Source organism: Acinetobacter sp. V2, from assembly GCF_001188385.1.
Taxonomy (GTDB): Bacteria; Pseudomonadota; Gammaproteobacteria; order Pseudomonadales; family Moraxellaceae; genus Acinetobacter; species Acinetobacter oleivorans.
On the sequence record NZ_JZFB01000001.1, the window covers coordinates 1,373,314 to 1,377,900 of the forward strand.

Below are 4,587 nucleotides of genomic sequence, written 5' to 3' on the forward strand. Positions count from 1 at the left end.
CTTCAGCCGTGCGAAAAGACACATCAATGGTAGGACCATGAGACAGTAACGCCTTTATCGCTAATGAAAGCGCGATTAAAAGAGCAATTAATGGAATGAGCCAGATGAGTAAAGGCTTCCATCGACTTTTCTTTTCTTGGGGTTCTGGCAAATCATTCATGTTATCCAGTTCAACATCCGGATCACGATGATCTGAGTTACCAGTGGTTATTTCATTTTCAGACATACTCATTGTTCTTTTATTGACTGGGATTAATGGAATCATTATTCAACGGCGGATGCTCTGCCTGAATAATCTTTGGTTTTTCTGAAGCAAAAGAAGAAGGTTTATTGGTATTTTGAGATGCGTAGAAGTTATCCCAAATAATACGTGGGTCAAAACTTAACGACGCAAACATGGTTAACACCACAACTGCGCCAAAAGCAATCGAACCCGGTCCTGCTAAAATGGTAGCAAGTGATTGAATCTGAATGAGTGCTGTTAATAATGCCACAACAAATACATCAATCATTGACCAACGGCCAATAAACTCAACAATTCGATATAATTTTACGCATTGGTCGGGTAAAAATTTCCAACCTGCCGATTGTTGAAGATAAACCGCCACTAATAAAAAATACAAAATCAGTAGCTTCAACATGGGAATAAAAATACTGGCCATGAAAATAACCACTGAAACCAGATAGTCCCCACTTTGCCAGAAGTAAATGACCCCACTCATGATGGTATCTTGCTGACTTCCCAAAAGTGAGTCAGTCACCGTCATTGGAAGTACATTGGCTGGAATATAGAGAATGGTCGCAGCCACTACTAAGGCAAAAGTTCGATTTAAACTCGCTGGCTTACGTGAATGCAGCACGCTATTACATCGAATACAACGTAAAACTTGAGGGCCTTGGTTGAGTCGTCTTTTTTCATTTTGAGCAGAATTTACGATGCCACAGCAGTGACAGACAATTAATGAAAGATCCTTGGCTCTTGGGTATTGCTTAAGATCCAACCCATGCTGCGAGCTTTTTGTTTGGGTCACTTTTTTTATCGTTTTCATGGCAGTGACCTATCAATTTCGTTCCATATATCACTCACCTTTATGGAAGTAATATAGACCAACAATACACTTAAGATCGCAAATGCCCATAAAGCAATCTCGGGAATCACCAAGACCATTCCCATTAACTTTACAAGCGTGACCAAAATTCCGATTAAGAACACCTCAACCATTCCCCACACTCTCATAAAGAAAAGTGTGCGTAAGGCAATCACCAAAAATGTTGGTCTTTTCTTTAATACACTTACCGTACCCAGTACATAGGAAAGTAATAGAAGATAGGAAAGCGGCACAATAAAGGTAGTGATTAAGATGAGTACGCCAACAAAAGCCCGATCATAATGAAACATCACCCAGACTGCCCCAAGTAAGGTCGTTTCAGATGTATTGCCTTGTAATTCAATTTTTACAATCGGAAAGCTATTGGCAATAACAAATACGATTAATGCCGTTAAGATCAAAGCCAATAATGTCGAAAAAGGTTTGGTGTGCCGATAGAGCTCAGCACCGCAGCATAAGCAATAAGCTCTTTTCCCATAAGCAAGCGGGGTTCTACGATAGACAGTATCGCACTCCTCACAACCTGCTAATTCTTTAAGCTTCATAGTTATACTCTGAAATTTATAGTTTGTATTACTTTCTTCAACGAGCTTGTTTTACCTAAAACGATGACTTACTACACGCAAATATCATTCCAAAATTTAACTTATATCATTGGTATATCAATTTTCAAGTTAAGAAATATAAGAGAAAAATGAAAAATTTGATTATTTTACCGCTCCCAAAATAATTTATAGGGAACCTTTTGACTACCAAGTTAAATGAAAATATAAATTAAACCAAAGACTATCTAGTTAAATTCAATTCTATAGACAGAAAAATTACTAGAGGTGCTGTTCAATATATCTTTGAAATTGCTGAATAATATAGCCAGATTCTAATTTTGAATTGGAATACAACCCAAACGATAAAGATTTAAGTTGAGGTAATTCAGCACTGTTTAAAATTTTGATATCTGAAGGTATTTGAAATAATGATCTTAAACTTATGCCTATACCTGCACGTATTGCGGGCCACAAAGCCTGTACAGAATTGCACTCATAAGCAATGTGCCATTCCATACCTTTTTCTTCGAGTGTCTGAATAGCCATTTGTCTTAGAATACAAGGCTGCTGTAATACCACGAGTGGAATGGAAGCTTTATTTTCAATAATTTGCTGAATATGTGGATGAGAGCAAAATAACCACTCAGTCCCTACACTCCGTAGTTCATAAAATTTTTCATGTGCTTCAACCTGTTGCCAGATCAGGGCTAAATCAAGCTCTTGCTTTTGTACTTTATCAATCAAGTTAAGATTTCGATCGACCTGAATTTGAAACTGTACATTAGGGTGCTGAAACATAAACTGAGCAATGAGTTGCTGTAAGGCTCCTTCAGCAAAATCTTCTTGTAAACCAAAACGAATGATCCCGCTGGCTTGAGTCTGATGCAATTTTAAAAGAACCACATCGTTAATAGCCAACATGTTTTTTGCATGGCTAAATAACAATTCACCACTTGGGGTAAGCTCTAATAACCTGCCCTGTTTTCTAAGAAGCTGGCAACCTGTTTGCTGTTCTAATTTTTTTAATTGCGCACTAATTGCGGCCGGAGAACGGCATAACTGTTGTGCTGCTAGCTGATAACTCCCAAGCTCGATTCCTTTAACAAATGCACGTAAGGCATCTAAATCAAGATTGGTCGGAAGTTTGGCATGATCATTCATAAAAACTGAACCATTACTTAGAAAAGTTTAGATTTTTTTAACTATAACAAACTGCCATATTAGCTACAACAACATCAATATCGAGTTCTAAAATGTTCAGAAAAATTGATATTAATAATTTAGAAAGTATTTCACCCAAGCTTTATGAATTAGGCAAAGACTATTTATTTGCTGATATCTGGCAAAGGCCGATGCTTGATACCCAAACACGTTGTTTTATTACAATCACCGCACTTGTTTTGCAAGGCCGCTATTCACAGCTTGAATGGCACATCAAAAATGCTCTAAATGAAGGTATTTCCAAAGAACAAATTATTGAAGTGATTACCCACCTTGCTTTCTATACAGGACTACCCACCGCTATTTCAGCCCTTGAACATATGCCAGAGGAGATATGGTCATGCCAATGATTCGTTTTACAACTAGTTATGCATATTCAGATCTTGAAAAAACTCAGATCTCAAAAATTGTGCAAACTTGTATGGAACGCTATTTCGATACTCCCAAAAATGATTGTTTCCACCTTTTTGAACAATTAACCCAAAGCAGCATATTGGTTGACCCTGACTATTGGGTAACGGCGCCCCGTACTGAAAAGTTCATATTGCTCTACATCACTTCGGGTAAACCTCGAACAGCTCAGCAAAAATCAGATTTAATGCAGCATGTAACAGCAGAGCTCCATCAAAAATTTAGCATTCCTGAGCAAGATGTCATGTTTGTGATTGTGCAAAATAGCGCAGAAGATTGGTGCTTTGGACATGCACAGCGTGCTGATCTTTATTTGAAAACATTAAAATCAATAAATTAATTTTCTAATTTAAATTCCTCTAACCCATCATTTTTAATAAGTTAAATTATCTCAACTATAAAGCTTCGATATAAAGAAGCTTTATATTTTTATATAAATTTTATTTAAATATAAGCAAATTTTAAAACTTAAATATTATTATGAAGATTAATTTAAATATATAGAATAAATTATGCGACACGATTATCAAAAATTTAATTTTAAGTAGATTATTTTTTAATTTATTTAAAAATTAGGACCAGTCTAGCAATTAAAAATTAATTATTTAAATATCAATATATTGACAATTTATTTTCAAGATTAGATATAAGCAAGACGCTTTAATCTCATAAAATATTCTTTATATTATTGTAAATAAATTTTACCTTTCATTAAAAAATTAATAGTTGATTTAAACACTCAGAATTACCACCAGACCTTGGGTCACACGTATTTTAAGCACATTATTTTTTATAATTAAACTTAAGAAAACCACTCAACTTGAAGGTTTGCTTAAGTAATTTTCATACTGTATTTTAAAAAATGAAAAATAAATAATTTTATATATTAAAGATAGATCTAATAATAAAAGTGAGATCAAAATGATTGAATGGTTACAAGGTGTTTTAAAGCACAGCCCCGAAATATTATTGTTCTTATCACTCGCAATCGGCTTCTGGATTGGACAATTCCAATTTGGAAAATTTCAATTTGGTGGAGTCGCAGGCTCCTTACTCGTCGCAGTTGTTTTAAGCCTTATTGGCGTACCTGTCGATAACGGTGTTAAAGCAATTTTGTTTGCTCTCTTCATTTACGCAGTAGGCTTTGAAAGTGGTCCACAGTTTTTTAAATCGCTTGGGCCACAGTCCATAAAAGAAATTCTTTTAGCAGTATTCATGGCAGTGTGTGGTTTAGTCACTGTTTTAGTGATGGCTAAAATTTTTCATCTCGATAAAGGCTTGGCCGCGGGTCTTGCTGCGGG

Annotated in this window: 5 protein-coding genes and 2 pseudogenes; 3 read left to right on the plus strand and 4 right to left on the minus strand. The window is 35.5% G+C overall.

What is annotated here, in order from left to right:
* The 4 genes and pseudogenes from UC75_RS20415 to UC75_RS06315 all read right to left on the minus strand — a co-directional run.
* Positions 1–232: pseudogene (locus UC75_RS20415) on the minus strand (mammalian cell entry protein); the annotation flags it as partial.
* A gap of 7 nt (positions 233–239) precedes the next feature.
* Complete coding sequence (locus UC75_RS06305) at positions 240–1,049, minus strand: paraquat-inducible protein A (RefSeq protein WP_049837049.1); 810 nt, start codon at positions 1,047–1,049, stop codon at positions 240–242.
* Positions 1,046–1,654 carry a paraquat-inducible protein A gene (locus tag UC75_RS06310; RefSeq protein ID WP_016137639.1) on the minus strand — a complete coding sequence of 203 codons (609 nt, stop codon included), beginning with the start codon at positions 1,652–1,654 and terminating at the stop codon, positions 1,046–1,048. The genes UC75_RS06305 and UC75_RS06310 overlap by 4 nt, the downstream gene beginning before the upstream one ends.
* Before the next feature lie 279 nt (positions 1,655–1,933).
* Complete coding sequence (locus UC75_RS06315) at positions 1,934–2,815, minus strand: LysR substrate-binding domain-containing protein (RefSeq protein WP_049837050.1); 882 nt, start codon at positions 2,813–2,815, stop codon at positions 1,934–1,936.
* A 92-nt stretch (positions 2,816–2,907) separates the two neighbouring features.
* Here UC75_RS06315 and UC75_RS06320 point away from each other — a divergent pair, with 92 nt between their 5' ends.
* From UC75_RS06320 to UC75_RS20420, 3 genes and pseudogenes are all read left to right on the plus strand, one after another.
* Positions 2,908–3,225: a carboxymuconolactone decarboxylase family protein gene (locus UC75_RS06320; protein ID WP_049837051.1), complete on the plus strand. Its 318-nt coding sequence runs from the start codon at positions 2,908–2,910 to the stop codon at positions 3,223–3,225.
* Positions 3,216–3,626 (plus strand): tautomerase family protein, encoded by a 411-nt coding sequence (locus tag UC75_RS06325; RefSeq protein ID WP_049837052.1) that lies wholly within the window; start codon positions 3,216–3,218, stop codon positions 3,624–3,626. Before UC75_RS06320 ends, UC75_RS06325 begins: the two co-directional genes overlap by 10 nt.
* A 581-nt stretch (positions 3,627–4,207) precedes the next feature.
* Positions 4,208–4,587, plus strand: a pseudogene (locus tag UC75_RS20420) (aspartate-alanine antiporter); the annotation flags it as partial.